13 protein-coding genes are annotated in these 12,742 nt (G+C 44.1%); 7 read left to right on the top strand and 6 right to left on the bottom strand.

All coding sequences use genetic code 11. The annotated features are described in order from the left end of the window. Positions 1 to 30: 30 nt before the first annotated feature. Entirely contained in the window at positions 31 to 966 is a 936-nt protein-coding gene (locus V7K61_RS04315; RefSeq protein ID WP_335051241.1) for an alpha/beta fold hydrolase, read from the bottom strand. Between the two features lie 96 nt (positions 967 to 1,062). Between V7K61_RS04315 and V7K61_RS04310 the strand changes: the two genes are divergently transcribed. Then, complete coding sequence (locus V7K61_RS04310) at positions 1,063 to 1,986, top strand: shikimate dehydrogenase (protein ID WP_335051239.1); 924 nt, start codon at positions 1,063 to 1,065, stop codon at positions 1,984 to 1,986. 414 nt (positions 1,987 to 2,400) lie between these two features. On the opposite strand, the gene V7K61_RS04305 is transcribed toward V7K61_RS04310, so the two are convergent. Beyond that, positions 2,401 to 3,783 carry an aminopeptidase P family protein gene (locus V7K61_RS04305; RefSeq protein ID WP_335051237.1) on the bottom strand — a complete coding sequence of 461 codons (1,383 nt, stop codon included), beginning with the start codon at positions 3,781 to 3,783 and terminating at the stop codon, positions 2,401 to 2,403. Between the two features lie 28 nt (positions 3,784 to 3,811). Continuing rightward, entirely contained in the window at positions 3,812 to 4,072 is a 261-nt protein-coding gene (locus V7K61_RS04300; protein WP_335051235.1) for a hypothetical protein, read from the bottom strand. Between the two features lie 128 nt (positions 4,073 to 4,200). Between V7K61_RS04300 and V7K61_RS04295 the strand changes: the two genes are divergently transcribed. Beyond that, positions 4,201 to 5,007: a PhzF family phenazine biosynthesis protein gene (locus V7K61_RS04295; protein ID WP_335051233.1), complete on the top strand. Its 807-nt coding sequence runs from the start codon at positions 4,201 to 4,203 to the stop codon at positions 5,005 to 5,007. Positions 5,008 to 5,009: 2 nt separating this feature from the next. Here the strand turns inward: V7K61_RS04295 and V7K61_RS04290 are convergent, their stop codons facing one another. After that, entirely contained in the window at positions 5,010 to 5,474 is a 465-nt protein-coding gene (locus V7K61_RS04290; RefSeq protein ID WP_335051231.1) for a DUF29 domain-containing protein, read from the bottom strand. Between the two features lie 338 nt (positions 5,475 to 5,812). Between V7K61_RS04290 and V7K61_RS04285 the strand changes: the two genes are divergently transcribed. Together V7K61_RS04285 and V7K61_RS04280 are read left to right on the top strand one after the other, a co-directional pair. Beyond that, entirely contained in the window at positions 5,813 to 6,556 is a 744-nt protein-coding gene (locus V7K61_RS04285; protein WP_335051229.1) for a class I SAM-dependent methyltransferase, read from the top strand. Positions 6,557 to 7,130: 574 nt separating this feature from the next. Then, positions 7,131 to 7,580 (top strand): DUF4332 domain-containing protein, encoded by a 450-nt coding sequence (locus V7K61_RS04280; protein WP_335051226.1) that lies wholly within the window; start codon positions 7,131 to 7,133, stop codon positions 7,578 to 7,580. 64 nt (positions 7,581 to 7,644) lie between these two features. Here V7K61_RS04280 and V7K61_RS04275 read toward each other — a convergent pair whose 3' ends face one another. Next, complete coding sequence (locus V7K61_RS04275) at positions 7,645 to 8,259, bottom strand: TetR/AcrR family transcriptional regulator (protein ID WP_094352394.1); 615 nt, start codon at positions 8,257 to 8,259, stop codon at positions 7,645 to 7,647. Between the two features lie 289 nt (positions 8,260 to 8,548). On the opposite strand from V7K61_RS04275, the gene V7K61_RS04270 reads away from it, so the two are divergent. The 3 genes from V7K61_RS04270 (at position 8,549) to V7K61_RS04260 (ending at position 12,108) form a co-directional block, all read left to right on the top strand. Continuing rightward, on the top strand, positions 8,549 to 10,156 hold the full coding sequence (locus V7K61_RS04270; protein ID WP_335051224.1) for a M16 family metallopeptidase: 1,608 nt from the start codon (positions 8,549 to 8,551) through the stop codon (positions 10,154 to 10,156). A 44-nt stretch (positions 10,157 to 10,200) separates the two neighbouring features. Further along, positions 10,201 to 11,718, top strand: a complete 1,518-nt coding sequence (locus V7K61_RS04265) for a M16 family metallopeptidase (RefSeq protein ID WP_335051293.1) — start codon at positions 10,201 to 10,203, stop codon at positions 11,716 to 11,718. Between the two features lie 210 nt (positions 11,719 to 11,928). Then, positions 11,929 to 12,108 (top strand): hypothetical protein, encoded by a 180-nt coding sequence (locus V7K61_RS04260; RefSeq protein ID WP_335051222.1) that lies wholly within the window; start codon positions 11,929 to 11,931, stop codon positions 12,106 to 12,108. A 415-nt stretch (positions 12,109 to 12,523) separates the two neighbouring features. Here V7K61_RS04260 and V7K61_RS04255 read toward each other — a convergent pair whose 3' ends face one another. Beyond that, entirely contained in the window at positions 12,524 to 12,655 is a 132-nt protein-coding gene (locus tag V7K61_RS04255) for a class I fructose-bisphosphate aldolase (protein ID WP_335051290.1), read from the bottom strand. Positions 12,656 to 12,742: the final 87 nt, after the last annotated feature.

The raw sequence follows: 12,742 nt of genomic DNA, 5'->3' as shown, positions 1-12,742 counted from the left end.
CTCAACTTTGTCTAATGATATTTAATATCACTAGTCAATAGACAAAACCCAATCGCGTAAAAGTTGGTTTACTTTATCGGGTACTTCATCATGGGGACAATGACCTGCTGTTAAGAAATGCTCTGTGAGTTGAGGACAATATTGGCGAAACTTTGGAGAACGTTCTCTAGTATTCATCCAAGGGTCAGCTTCTCCCCACAACATCAATAAAGGACAAGTTAATTGCTTTAGTAGTACATCAACTTTTTCCCCTTGAGGACTGCTAAAAACTGAAACAAATACATCCAATGCACCCGGATCAAAAGCAGGGCGAGAAATTTCTTCTACTAATTGGTCTGTAACTGCACTTTTATCAAGATATACCTTTTCTAAAGTTTGGCGAATTACCCAACGTTGTCGCACGTATTGAAATAACACAAACTGAGCTAAAGGTTGTTGAAAAATCCATTTAACTGAGTCACCCAGGAGTTTCTCTAAAGAAGAGGGTTGTTTGGGTGGCTGAATTTCGCTTTGCAAAGCTTCCGGTTCAGATGTGGGCTGGCTTTCGCTAAAAGGCCCGGCACTATTGAGCAAGACTAAACCAGCTGCACTGTCGGGACGTTGGGCTGCAACACACAAGCAAGCATAACCACCAAGGGAATTACCGGCTAATACTGCTTTTTGACCAATCACTTCGCTGATAAAATCATGGAGTTGGTCGCGCCACAAGTCGCCACTATACTGCAATTTTGGTTTCGCCGATCGCCCGAATCCCAAAAGGTCGATCGCAAATACTTCAAAATCTTGACACAATCCTGTGATATTCTTGCGCCAGTGGTCTGTGGAAGCACCAAATCCATGTACCAAAAGCAAGGGCGGACGTTCGGTTTGCTTCTCTCCCGCACGCACGTAGTAAACGTTGTGCCCGCGCCACTGCCAATATTTACCAGGAATTGGAATTGTAGAGGGGGCTGTAGTTACCTGCATGATTCAAAGAAATGTTAAGTAGCTTTTAATAATTGTAGGCTACTGGAGAGTGAGGGACATGAGGGAGATGAATTAATAAGCAATGACCAATGACTAATGACTAAAAAAATTACTGGGAAAACTAAGCTACTAGGGGTAATTGGACATCCGGTGGAACATTCGCTGTCACCAGTGATGCATAATGCCGCGTTAGCGCAGCTCGTCGTTGGCAAAGCCTCTCGTAGAGAAGACATCGCACAATTAGGATTAGATTACATTTATCTACCTTTTCCGATTGAACCACAAAATTTAGAGGTGGCGATCGCAGGTTTCGCGGCTGTTGGGGTTGTGGGCTTTAGTGTGACAATCCCTCACAAACAGGCAATCATCCCCCTCCTCTCAGAAATTACGCCCCTGGCTCAAACTATTGGTGCAGTGAATACTGTTAGCCGCCAAAATAACCAATGGGTAGGCACAAATACAGATATAGAAGGATTTATCGCTCCTTTACAGACAACATATAAACAAGATTGGAGTCAGAAAGTAGCGGTAATTTTAGGCAATGGTGGTGCAGCCAGAGCAGTTGTAGCAGGTTGTATCCAGCTAGGTTTTGCCCAAATTCATGTTGTTGGGCGCAATATGCAGAGATTACAAGAATTCCGCAATAGTTGGAGCAATTCATCTCTAGCTGATAAATTCCAGGTTCATCAATGGGAGGAATTACCAAAGCTCATTCCCCAGGCAAATCTGCTGGTAAACACAACTCCGATTGGGATGTATCCCAAAGTCGATGAATCGCCTTTGAGTGTAGAAGAAATCGCAAATTTACCAACGGGTGCGATCGCTTACGATTTGATATATATTCCGAAACCGACGCAATTTCTAGAGCTAGCTGAAAAACAAGGCGCAATTGCGATCGATGGATTAGAAATGCTAGTCCAACAAGGGGTAGCAGCATTAAAAATCTGGTTGCATCTGGAAACTTTGCCTGTAGAAGTGATGCGCCAAGCTTTACAAAATCACCTGGGTTTGGGGAAATGAGGGTTCTGCAAAGCTAAAACGAATAATTAGTTATGATTTCCACAGTCATTGCACCCCACCCCTTAATCCCCTCCCCGCAAGCGAGGAGGGGAGACAAAGCCTATTAATCCAACCTATAGCGGTTCCCAATTGCATGGAATACAGACCTAACCCCCAGCTCCTTCCCTTCAAGGGAAGGGGAGTAAGATTCAAAGCCTCTCTCCTTTTAGGAGAGAGGTTTGGAGAGAGGTCAAAACTGTACTGCACCCAAGCGAGAACCGCTATATATTCTTCCGCAAGCGAGAAGGGGAGACAAAGCCTATTAATCTAATCCCCTCTTCGCTTGCGGGGAGGGGAGACAAAGCATAGCTTTGTCGGGGTGGGGTTCTTGGAGTTTAATAAGTAATCAAGCTGACATGATACAAAAATATTAACTCAGCCATTGACTAGATTTTCTACACTATCAGCATCGTTCGGTAATGCAGCTGTTAAAACTTCGCTCCCTTCTGCGGTAACTAAAACATCATCTTCAATGCGAATTCCCCGGACATCAGCGAATTCAGATAAACGTTGCCAATTCACCACATTCTGATATTTTGAACGCACATTAGCATCATTTAAAATTGCTGGTACTTGATAAAAACCAGGTTCAATTGTGACCAACATTCCTGGACGCAGGGGACGATTTAAACGGAGATAGCTTAAGCCAAAGCGATCGCTCCTTTCACGCCCCTCTTCATACCCTGCTAAATCGCCCAAATCTTCCATATCATGCACATCTAAACCCAGTAGATGACCGATACCATGAGGGAAAAACAGCGCGTGGGCATCGATTTCTACTAAATCTTGGGGATTTCCTTGTAAAATACCTAACTCTACTAAACCTTCAGCGATCGCTGTAGCCGCTAGCAGGTGAATATCCCCATACTCTACACCAGGCTGGATTTTGGCAATGCAAGCATCATGAGCTGCCAGCACCACATTATAAATATCTCTTTGGGTAGATGAAAACTTCCCTGAAACTGGCCACGTGCGAGTCACATCACCAGCCCAACCAGTCTCAGTCTCAGCGCCAACATCGGCAAGCAGTAAATCACCTGGTTGCAAACTATGGTGATAATGCTCGTTATGCAAAACTTCACCGTGAACAGTGACAATACTGTTGTAAGAAGTGGTCATATTGTGAGCAATAATCACCCCTTCCATCGCTGCCCGAACTTCTGCTTCTAGTTTGGCTTGGGGTGTTGCTGCCATCCCCGCTTTGTGAGCTTTGACAGTGACAGTAGCAGCTTTTCGCAACTCGGTTAATGCCGCATCATCGTGGGTAAGGCGGAGAGAAACGATCGCCTTCGCTAACTCCAAGTCAATTCCTTGGGGAGGACTTTGTGGTAAAACCCATCTATTTAATAGCTGCGATTGCTGCGTCCAAGTAGCTGCATCTTGGACGGCAAGTGTAGCGGCATCTTCTAGCCAAGACTCTAATTCTGCCATTGGTCGGGCGACATCCGCCCCAATCTTCTCGGCTATTTCCTCGCGCGTTGGCATTTCTCCATGCCAAAGGGCGCTGCTGGGTGACGGATCGTCGATGAATAGTTCTAGTTTGCCCGCTTCTAGACGAATTGCCGCCTTTGGTAATGGCAGTCCGGCAAAATAAAGGAAATGACTGTTAGCACGAAATGGAAAGGAATTTGCCGGAAAGTTGCGCGAATTATTGCTACCTGACCACAGAATTGCAGGAAAATCAATGAGGTTGGCTAGTTGTTGCCGTCGGTGGCGTAAAGTCTCGCCGAGGGAAGTAGAAGTTTGTGGGATAAGCATAAATCTAAGGTGATAATTTTACCTTTATTTAGTCGTTATCGTCTTTATCGCCATCTTTTTTATCATTTTTGCGATCGCCATCTTTATCATCGTCATCTTTGTCCTTTTGCTTTGTCTGCTGAGGCTGTTGGTTAGGTTGTAAGACTGGTTTTTGTTGCTCAGTTGGTGCAGGTGGCTGTGGGGCTTCAACAACACAACTAACTAATCCTCCAGAAATTAGCGCTAAGTTGACAGCAGCAAAGATGCTTCTGAAGATTTTTATCCTCACGTTTTGGTTTTGCTTTAACATTGACTCTAGTTTTTGGAGATTGTATTCCTAATTTCTAAGGTACTGTATATAGTGGTTCTCATTAAACAACCACGCTGTGCCCCTACAGATCAACAATATATTGCTGTCTAACTTTCAAGGCGACTCTAATGGGACAAATCATTACTCAGGTTGATGCTTTTACCAATACACCTTTCGCAGGTAATCCGGCTGCTGTCTGTGTTTTGCCTACTCTCCAAAACGATCGCTGGATGCAAAACTTGGCGCAGGAGATGAATTTATCTGAAACAGCTTTTCTAGTCAGACAGGATGATGGCTTTAATCTGCGTTGGTTTACGCCCACGGTAGAAGTGCCGCTTTGTGGTCACGCAACTTTAGCTAGTGCCCATGTACTTTGGTCAGAGGGACATTTATCGCCTGATGAAGTTGCACGTTTTTATACCAAAAGTGGAGTGCTGATTGCGAAGTTTCAAGGTGAGTGGATTGAGTTAGATTTTCCTGTAAATCACTCACAAGCAACAGTTGCTCCTCCAGAACTCAAGCAAGCTTTGGGTGTACCCTACAAATCTGTCTTGCAGAATTCACTAGGTTATCTAGTGGAATTGGAATCTGAAGAATTGGTGCGGCAAATACAGCCTAATTTTCAACTACTCCAAACCTTACCAATTTCTGATGTCATTGTCACCAGCCTCACTGACTCTGATTCTCAATATGATTTCGTCTCTCGCTTCTTTGCACCAGGATTAGGTATTAATGAAGACCCAGTTACAGGAGCGGCTCATTGCTGTCTTGCTTCCTTCTGGCGCGATCGCTTGCACAAAAATGAGTTTTTGGCTTATCAAGCATCTAGTCGCGGTGGCGTGGTGAAGGTGGATTATGACGGGGGCGATCGCGTCTTTCTCGCTGGACAAGCGGTAACTGTGCTGCGAGGGGAGTTATTTACCGCATCAACCTAATATTACAAATCAATAATATCTGGCAAAAACTCACTATCAAGAATTTGGGCAATGGAATAAGGACATTCCACTGGAAACGTATCTATTGGTAGTTCAGTTTCATTACTAGCAGCTTTCAATCCCCGATGATAGCACTGGGCTAAAACTTCTTCTGGATAAGACTTGAGACTGGGACTCTCTTGCAGTAAATCTGCAATTTTGTAGCGCTGCTCATCAATAGTATTTCGCCAAGAGCCACTCCGCAAACTAGATTGATATTGCCACTTGAGCAAATGCTGTAATAATACTTCCAAACGGCTTTTCAACTCTCGTCGTTCTGACCGTCCCCAGCTTTCAATCTCCTCAATCACAGCATCCCAGTCTACTTGTCCAAATTGTCCAGCACGAATGAGTTGTACAGTTTTTTCTGTCCATGCTGCAAAGTCTGTTTCATACAACTGGGCTGCGCTTTTCGGAATCTGGGTCACGTCGCTTCGCTCCGAATTCAAAATTCAAAATTCAAAATTCAAAATTCAAAATTCAAAATTCAAAATTCAAAATTAATGATCCCCATAAAGAAATTTAGTTGCTCTGTATCCTTTTTGTTTTCGGTCATGAGCTTCCTGCAATCTACCGTATACTAACTAAATTGGAGATACTTTACACCCATTTTAACGTCAAGGAAGCTTATTATAGGAAGCGATCGCATCTTTTTAGCCATACAAGCCGTAACGCACTTATCTTAAACTGTTGATGTTGAGGTAGCAAGCATAAAATTTAACTTTTCAGACATCTTTTAATAAAAACTTGCAGGCGAGGTGAAAAAATGGCAACCGAGTACGATCGCATAGCTCTCCAGTTTCAAAAAATTAACAAATTGCCTTATCGCTTGTATGGTGAGGCATATACATACTTAAATTTAATCGGAGATGTTGGCGGTAAATCAATCCTCGATCTAGCTTGTGGAGAAGGATTTTTCACACGATTGCTCAAACAGAATGGCGCTGCACGTTTGGTTGGTGTGGATATTTCCTCAGAAATGATCGAGTTGGCAAGACTTGAAGAAGCCTCCGTTCCACTTGAAATTGAATATATCATCGGTGATGTCATGGAAATTGGTTCTATTGGCAGCTTCGATCTTGTGGTAGCTTCCTACTTGCTGAATTACGCTTCAACTAAAGAGCAACTACTCAAAATGTGTCAGGCCATAGCAATTCATCTGGAACCTGGTGGTCGATTCGTCAGTTTGAACAATAATTTAGAACTGCTTCCAGAGTTTTATGATAAACATCAGAAATATGGCATTGCTAGAAGATGTGCTGACTCGCTCAAGGAAGGTACGCCCATAACCTTAACATTGAGCATTCCTGATGACGGTGAGTCTATCAATATTGATAACTACTACCTCAGCAAAGCGACTTATGAATGGGCCTTGATGAGTGCTGGTTTTAAAGAGATTCACTGGCATCATCCAATAGTCTCTCCCAAAGGCATAGAGAAATTTGGCTCCGAGTACTGGCAGGATTACATTGACTATCCCGATATGATCGGCATTACCTGCCTAAAATAGCTGTCAATGCAGTTCGTTATATCATGTCTGCCAAATCACCCATAATAAAAGAACCCCACCCCCAACCCCTCCCGAAGAGCGGCTACGGTGTACACACATCTCTAAAAATCCTACCCACCCAATATTTCTGTTCAAGTGAAAGTAGCACACTGAGCAAATATCCCGCCCGGAACTTTAGTTCCGGGCTGATAGCTAAAGTCCACTCAAGTGGACTGAACTAGTGGACTGAACTAAATTTCTTGTTTAGTCATCTAAAAGAAGACTTTCGCTATGAGACTCGGAATTTATTCCGAGGCTGTATAGATACACTGCACCAACACTTGTGTGTACACCGTAGCCGCTTGCGGGGAGGGGAGCTAAAGCGGAACTTTTGCGGGGTAGGGTTCCGGTTATTATTCAATTACCCGGACATAATATTAGGGGCTGTTAGGGAGTTTTGCAAGATATCTAATGTTTGTCAGGCGAAACAATGGCATTGCAGAAGAGTCAATACAAACACTAAACCGCAAAAGCGTAATTTTGCGAAGAAACAACTGTCACAATATTTAAACAAGCCTATATTTTTATTTCAAAAATGTCTGCTAAACAGAAAGATAGTAGAACTACTATCCAATCTCGTGATTGGCCAATTGAGCAATTACCTGGATTGAGCCATGAGGAACAATCTCAACTCCAAAATTGTGGGATTACTAGCACAGTAGCCTTAGTCAAACAAGGTAAAACTCTAGAGTCAAGACTAGCGTTAGCAAATAAACTACAGATTCATCTTCAGTATGTAAATAAATGGATGGCTTTAGCTGACTTGGCACGTATTCCCAGTGTCGGGACACAATATTGTGGTTTATTGCTTCATGCAGGTATTGGTTCTGTAGTGCAGTTAGCTCAAACTCCCACTCACAGATTGCACCAACAAATTATGCGCTTACAAGTAGCAACAATGCAGCGCCGAGATTTGTGTCCAGCAATTGAGCTAGTACAACAGTGGAGTCAGCAAGCGAAAATAGTGCTGAGTGCTAAGTGCTGAGTGCTGAGTGGGGAGCAGGGGAGGATAATTAATGACAAATGACAAATGACAAATGCCCAATTCCCTACTCTTTAACCAAGACACCATTAAGAAAGATATCAGCGAGTCCTTCGGCCATTTCCTGCATTTGTTGGGGAGAAGCGTCAGGTTCGATGAGGGTGTTGTTAGAGAAACCTGCGATCGCAAACATTCCTAAGAACACTTTCGCAACTAGCTTCGCGTCCCCTTGACGATAAATGCCTTTATCCATCGCTGTTTGAAAGAATGCTTCACCCACATCAGTCATTTTGGTAATGACTTCTAATTGAATGCGATCGCGCAAATCGGGGTGAAATTGCACCTCCATAAAACAAACACGCATCAAATCGGCATTTTTTTGGAAATTCCACATCCGACGGCGCATCACCTGAGCGACGGCTTTATAGCTGCCCATTTCACTTAATTCTGTGAGCAAATCTGTCAGAATCTCTACCCAACCACTCGTGGCTACTTCCACCAAAATTGCTTTTTTATTCGGAAAATGACGAAATAGAGTGCCTTCAGCTACACTTGCCGCTTGTGCTAAGTCGCGGGTGGTAGTACCGTCAAATCCCTTAGAAGCAAACAACCGTTGTGCTGCCTCTAAAATCCGGGTGCGCGTCTGAGCCTCTGAAGGTGGGGAAGAATTAAAAACTCGCATAAAAGTTATGGTTAGATATCCGTAACAAGACTTGTAGCATTATTGTCTAACGTCCAGTGCAAAGAGCCACTGAAAACTTAATACAAGATTAACGCTCTTTTGCTAAGTATCCTGTTATTTAGGTAATGTAACTTTATCTTAATTTTCGCTTATGAACCAGAGCAGTCGGTCAATTTTAGATTTTAGATTGGAGATTTTGCAGGACTTACGCACTCAAAGCCTAAAACTTAGATCCCCCCTAACCCCCCTTAAAAAGGGGGGGATCTCAAAAGCCCCCTTTTTAAGGGGGTTGGGGGATCTCTTCTATGTAACTCCTGTATCTGTCATATTGCGGCGTTTGTTTATCACTTTGTTGGCTTTTAGCATTCTCTGGTGGGGATTGCTGCCAGAAGTCGCTCTAGCTCAAACTCAGACAGCACCTCCTCCTCAAGAAACCAAAACTCAAACCCCGCCAGTTCCAAGTTCAATCCAACCTTATCTCGATCGAGTTATTAAGCAATTAACAGAGTTTCGCCTTGACAATGGTTTGAAATTCATTGTCTTGGAACGGCATCAAGCGCCCGTAGTTTCTTTTCTTACTTATGCGAATGTGGGTGGTGTGGATGAGCCAGATGGCAAAACTGGTGTAGCTCACTTTCTGGAACATTTGGCGTTTAAAGGCACAACGCGTATTGGTACACAAGACTACAAAAAAGAAAAACCACTCCTAGATACCTTAGAGCAGTTGAATGCTCAAATTAAAACCGCGAAAGCCGATGGCAAAAAAGCTGAAGTTGCTCGGTTACAAACTCAGTTTGAGCAAGTGGAATCGCAAGCCGGCAAGCTAGTCAAGCAAAATGAATTGGGGCAAATTGTCGAACAAGCGGGAGGCGTGGGTTTAAATGCCAATACTTCAACCGAAGCCACTCGTTATTTTTACAGCTTTCCTGCCAATAAGCTAGAACTTTGGATGTCGTTGGAGTCGGAGCGATTTCTCGATCCAGTAATTCGTCGTGAGTTTTATAAAGAGAAAGATGTAATTTTAGAAGAACGACGGATGCGGGTAGAGAATTCACCCATTGGACAGATGGTGGAAAAGTTTATCGATACTGCTTACAAAGCTCATCCCTACAGGCGTCCAGTGATTGGTTATGACCAAGATATTCGCAATCTGACACCAGAAGATGTCCAGAATTTTTTTGATACTCACTACGTACCAAGTAATTTGACCATTGCTATTGTCGGAGATGTTAACCCGGCTGAAGTGAAAAAACTGGCGCAAACTTATTTTGGCCGCTTTCAAGCCAAAACCAAAGCTGTTGAACAAATTCCGGTGGAACCGCCACAACAACAAACACGGGAAGTTACTTTACAGCTACCTTCTCAACCCTGGTATTTAGAAGGTTATCATCGTCCGGCGATTACTCATCCAGATAATGCAATCTATGAAATCATTGGCAGTTTATTAAGTGATGGACGCACGTCGCGGCTGTATAAATCTTTGGTAGAAAAGCAGCGTTTGGCGCTAAGTGCCCAAGGTTACAGTGGATTTCCTGGAGATAAGTACCCAAACTTGATATTTTTCTATGCTCTCACATCTCCTGGTCATACAGTTGATGAGTTGGCGGTGGCTTTGCGTCAAGAAATTGACAAATTAAAAACTGAGCCTGTAGCGGCAGCTGATTTGCAACGCGTGAAAACTCAAGCACGGGCGGGTTTGTTACGTACTCTCGATTCCAATATGGGCATGGCTCAACAATTGTTGGAATATGAGGTGAAAACTGGCTCTTGGCGGAATTTGTTTAAGCAGTTGGATGACATTTCGGCGGTGACGACGGCTGATATTCAACGGGTGGCAAAGGAGACTTTTACGCCGAAAAATCGCACGATTGGGAAGCTGTTGTCGAAAGAAGGATGAAAAACGAACCGCAAAGGGCGCAAAGAGCGCAAAGGAAAAGAGATATGCAGAGGTTTAAGGTGAAGGGTAAAAAGCAGATAGTGTTGAAAATCCAAAATAGGAAAGGGTTGATTTATGCTTTGGTTGCTGTTTTTGCGTGCTTACTTTTAACTTGTAATTTTTCTCTGGCGGCGACGGCTGAGGCGAAACATTATACAGAATTGCAGTTACCACCGCTACCTGAGATTAAGTTACCCAAGTATGAGCGGTTTGTGCTGCAAAATGGTTTGGTTGTGTATTTGATGGAAGATCGTGAGTTACCGTTGGTGAATGGTACAGCGTTTGTACGCACAGGGAATCGCTTGGAACCAATGGAGAAAGTTGGGTTGGCTGGTTTTACAGGCGGGGTAATGCGAACTGGAGGCACTAAGCAGCATTCGTCTGATGAACTCAACGAAATATTGGAACAACGGGCAGCATCTGTGGAAGTTGGTATTGGTGAAGCTTCTGGTAGTGCTAGCTTTGACGCCCTCAGTGAAGATTTAGAAACAGTGTTTGGGCTGTTTGCTGAGGTGCTGCGATCGCCTGTATTTGCTCAAGAAAAGTTAGACTTAGCTAAGACACAAGCCAAGGGTGGCATTGCCCGTCGTAATGACAATCCAGATGGGATTGCTAGTCGAGAATTTAAGAAATTAATCTACGGCAAAGATAGCCCTTATGCTCGCACGATAGAGTATGCAACGGTGGATAAGGTTGAGCGTGAGGATTTGCTTAAGTTTTATCAGCAATATTTCCACCCCAATAATATGATTTTGGGGATTGTGGGTGATTTTGATAGTAAGAAAATGCGATCGCTCATTCAAGCTAAGTTTGGCGATTGGCAGCGTAACCCAGGTATTGCTAAACCCGCATTACCAAAGGTTTTGCCAGCTAATACAGGTGGAGTATTTTTTGTCAATCAGCCACAACTGACGCAAAGTAGTGTGCTTATCGGGCATTTAGGCGGACGTTTCGATAGTCCCGATTATGCCGCGCTGGATGTATTAAATGGAGTGTTAAATGGATTTGGTGGACGCTTATTTAATGAGTTGCGATCGCGTCAAGGTTTAGCTTACTCTGTCTACGGCCAGTGGAGTCCCCGCTACGATTATCCTGGCATATTTATCGCTGGTGGACAGACGCGATCGGATGCTACCGTCCAGTTTGTCAAAGCCTTACAATCTGAAATCAAGCGCACCCAAACTCAAAGAGTGACTGCAAAAGAACTGGCTTATGCCAAAGAGTCTACACTCAACTCCTTTGTATTCAACTTTCAAGACCCCAGCCAAACCTTATCACGGTTAATGCGATACGAATATTTCGGCTATCCTGCTGATTTTCTCTTTCGCTATCAAAAAGCCGTCGCCGCCACCACAGCAACCGATGTCCAACGGGTAGCACGAGAATACCTCAAACCAGAAAAGATTGTGACTCTAGTAGTGGGGAATAAAACCGCTATTCAACCGCCATTGACACAGTTAGCTAAACAGGTGACACCAATAGATGTAACGATTCCTGGTTCGCAGCCACAGGTGAAGAATTAATCGCGTAGATAGGTTGAGACTCAATACTGCTCGGATAAGCAGGGGAGGCAGGGGAAGCAGGGGAGGTAAAACTCAACGCCAGCCTCCATTTCTCCCCCTGCTTGCCTCAACCAAGAAATTCCTTAACCGAGCAGTATTGGGTTGAGACTCAATATATAAATAAAATCCCAAAGCTCAGATCCCCGACTTCTTAGCCTGGATTTCTCACAAGTGAGAAATCCAAGGGGTGTGGGAGGTGTGGGAGGTGTGGGAGGTGTGGGAGGTGTGGGAGGATGGGGAAGAAGTCTTACCCCCCACACTCCCCACACTCCCCACACTCCCCACACTCCCCACACTCCCCACACTCCTCTTCCCCTGAAGCCTACACTATGCGTGAGAAATCCGGGTTAGACAGTCGGGGATCTTGTTGTTCAAATAATTTTCTCCATTATCGGGAAATGACTAAGAACAAATTGGAGTAACAAGTAGAAACTAAATCAGGAACCAAAACCTCTGGAGTTCCCAGAGGTTTTTCTCTACTCTATTCATCTTTATAGGAGCGATCGCTCCAGCATACACTTCTATTAATTGAATTAATTCAAAATCCAAAATTCGCTTCTCTGTGTCGCGCCAGTCGCTACAACAGGGGGAACCCCCGCAACGCGCTGGCTTCTCTGTGTCTCTGTGGTAGCCTGCGGCAAGCCGAAGCGTCTACGTTTATTTGAGTAATTTATTTCTTGGAAGTCCTTAAAGAGACTTAGCACTGCTACGTCTCCTTAGTCCTGACTAGACAATTGTGACTGTAAAGCTCTATAGCCAGCTAATGCTAGCTCTGCACTCCTTTCCATCTCCTGACTGTATTTGCCAAGGCTTCCCGGTAAGCGCGGCGATTTTCCTCAGTTGGCGCGATTCCCAGCTTCTCAAAGCGCTTGTTACAAGTATTGTTGCTCTCATCTATAGGATTACTATTTGATTTTTGAACAACACGTAGGGTGTGTTATCGCGAAGCGTAACGCACCATTTTCAAGGGTTTGGTGCGTTAGAC

It is taken from the genome of Nostoc sp., assembly GCF_036918015.1.
Classification (GTDB): domain Bacteria; phylum Cyanobacteriota; class Cyanobacteriia; order Cyanobacteriales; family Nostocaceae; genus Nostoc.
The sequence above is the reverse complement of the archived record's forward strand: the minus strand, read 5'-3'. Positions and strand labels throughout refer to the sequence as shown.

What these genes read in the sequence shown, in the direction of transcription:
- V7K61_RS04315 (WP_335051241.1), bottom strand. Translation starts at nt 966, where the DNA reads ATGCAGGTAACTACAGCCCCCTCTACAATTCCAATTCCTGGTAAATAT.
- V7K61_RS04310 (WP_335051239.1), top strand. Translation starts at nt 1,063, where the DNA reads ATGACTAAAAAAATTACTGGGAAAACTAAGCTACTAGGGGTAATTGGA.
- V7K61_RS04305 (WP_335051237.1), bottom strand. Translation starts at nt 3,783, where the DNA reads ATGCTTATCCCACAAACTTCTACTTCCCTCGGCGAGACTTTACGCCAC.
- V7K61_RS04300 (WP_335051235.1), bottom strand. Translation starts at nt 4,072, where the DNA reads ATGTTAAAGCAAAACCAAAACGTGAGGATAAAAATCTTCAGAAGCATC.
- V7K61_RS04295 (WP_335051233.1), top strand. Translation starts at nt 4,201, where the DNA reads ATGGGACAAATCATTACTCAGGTTGATGCTTTTACCAATACACCTTTC.
- V7K61_RS04285 (WP_335051229.1), top strand. Translation starts at nt 5,813, where the DNA reads ATGGCAACCGAGTACGATCGCATAGCTCTCCAGTTTCAAAAAATTAAC.
- V7K61_RS04280 (WP_335051226.1), top strand. Translation starts at nt 7,131, where the DNA reads ATGTCTGCTAAACAGAAAGATAGTAGAACTACTATCCAATCTCGTGAT.
- V7K61_RS04275 (WP_094352394.1), bottom strand. Translation starts at nt 8,259, where the DNA reads ATGCGAGTTTTTAATTCTTCCCCACCTTCAGAGGCTCAGACGCGCACC.
- V7K61_RS04265 (WP_335051293.1), top strand. Translation starts at nt 10,201, where the DNA reads ATGCAGAGGTTTAAGGTGAAGGGTAAAAAGCAGATAGTGTTGAAAATC.